Annotated in this window: 1 protein-coding gene; it reads right to left on the bottom strand. The window is 22.5% G+C overall.

From position 1 onward, the window contains the following. Positions 1 to 813 precede the first annotated feature (813 nt). Positions 814 to 2,416: glycosyl hydrolase family 95 catalytic domain-containing protein (locus MALL_RS04505; protein ID WP_005683538.1), on the bottom strand; the 1,603-nt coding region annotated here is incomplete at its 5' end.

Consider the following 2,416-nt stretch of genomic DNA (forward strand, 5'->3'; position numbering starts at 1 on the left):
AGCAACTTTATTAAAAAATATGTATGATTTAGCACCCACACTTAATAATGGACAGAAAATTGATGAAAATGTTGTAATAAAAAGTTTAAAATCTTTTAAATTATCATATTAACTAATTGTTTAAAAATTAATATTAAAAAAGAAGATATAAAGAGAATTACTTAAATAAAGTTTTTCTAAATTAATTTGTACAGTATTGTTAAAAAATAATGTACTTTTTAATATATTTTAATTACACACTAATTAATCTTAAATAAAAAATATATAAAAATAAGAAGGCATAAAATTAATTTTTTTATAGGCAAAATTATAATTTAAAAAATAATTAATTACAACTTAATTAATAAGAATAACGATATTACTTTTTTACTCAATTAATAATTTTAAACAGTATCATAAGTTTAATTTTTATTTTCATTTACATTTTAAAGATAATTTAAAAAATAAATTTTTATCATTAATTCTAAAATTAAATTAGTATTGTTATTGATTCTGTTACTAATTTTAATATCTTTAAATGTACAAAACAATAAAAAATTTTAACACTATTTATTTTTTAGATATATTATATATTCACAGAAAAAACTAAATTGATAAAGCTGAAGAAAAAATGAGGTTGTTTGAAATTTTAATCTTATATCTTATTTATTAATAAAACTTTAATAGTTTTAAAAGTTATATACTCAATATGTAAAAGTCCTATATAAATAAATTTTATTCTTAAATAAAATAATAATATATGATTTAATTTTTGAAAAATAACTTTTTTAAAATTTATATAAAAAATGAGGTTTTTCCTCATTTTAATTTTTTTTAAATTTCTAATTTATAAATTTTTAGATGGTTAATGTCTATTTTGTTTGTTACTCTAGAGTTCCCAGTTAGCTTTTTAAAAAAGTCATATTTATTTTTTATTAATTCTTCCGATGGTTTTAAATTATATGTTTCTGTTCAATCTTTTTTGGCTTTTAAAACATTGCTATCAGTATCAAATGTTAAATTTAACTGAACGACATCTACTTTTTTCGTGTCAATATTACTTTTTGCCAGATATAATCTTCATTTTCTATTGTTTTGTATAAGTGATACAACATCATATCCATCATGTTTAAATTCATAATTTTTTAATAAGTATAAAAATTTATCTTGAAAATTCATTTTTGAACTAATTTCTTCTTCTTTTAAAGTGAATAACGGAATAAAAGTGTTTGATTGATCTGCTTTAGGTTCTTCAAATTTTGCTGTTGTTTGTATTTCTTTTTCTTTTAATATCAATTTAGTAACTTTTAAAGAATTAATTGAAGTTTCTTTGTCAGGAGTTTTTGTTCCGCCATCTAATACGTTACTTAAATTGTTTTTATATTTTTCTAAATCGTCTAATTTTACATTTGATTTAGTTCCGGTTCAATCCTTTTGTGCCATTAATTGATTACCTTCTCAGGTTAAATTCATTTGAACAATAGTTGTAGATTTGTTTTCCTCTATTTTTCCCATATACAGCCTTCAAGTTTTAGTTGAAGGATTTTGAACAAGCTCTACAACGTTTCAACCTTCATGTGAAAATCTATAATATTTATTTAAAAATTGAAATTTTGTTTCATCACTACCTAATAATTTAGAATCATTTTCATCAAAAGAAAACAATTTTTGTTTATTATTTGAGGATTTTCCTTCAAATTTTGCTGTAACCGGAACATCCACTTTATTTTTGTTAGAATCAACTATTTCAATTGTTTCATATTTGGAATTTAATTCTAAAATTAAATCTTCTCCTTTATATGATTTAATTGATAAAGTATCAATTTTTTTGTTCTTTCATGACATAGATATTTCGAAATTACCTCTAGCTTTCAATCCATCTATTTTTCCTGCAGGTCAAGCATTTGGTAGAGCTGGTAATAAAGATATATATCCTAAATTACTTTGCATTAACATTTGAATTACTCCTGAAGTCATACCAAAATTTCCATCAATTTGAAAAGGTGGGTGAGTGTCTCATAAGTTAGGTAGAATACCAAATCTAAATAAATTTGCTATTAATTGATGTGCTTTATTACCATCTCTTAATCTGGCTCATGTATTGATTCTTTGACCCATTCCTCAGCCTGTACTTTCACTTGTTCTTTTTTCCATAGAAACTCTTGCTGCTTTAAACAACTCTGGAGTGTCAGGGGAAATTAAATCTCCTGGAAAAACACCAAGCATATGAGAAATATGTCTGTGATTAAATTCATGATGACTTTTATTTAACTCATCAACTTCATATCATTCTTTAATATTTCCTAGTGAACCAATTTCAATTGGACCTTTTAAATCTTTTTGATTTTTTTGTCATTTTGAAACTATATCTTGGTCCAATCCTAATTCGTTAGCAGCGTTTATAGTATCTTCATATAATTGTCATACTAAAGAATGT

This window comes from Mycoplasmopsis alligatoris A21JP2 (genome assembly GCF_000178375.1).
Classification (GTDB): Bacteria; Bacillota_I; Bacilli_A; order Mycoplasmatales; family Metamycoplasmataceae; genus Mycoplasmopsis; species Mycoplasmopsis alligatoris.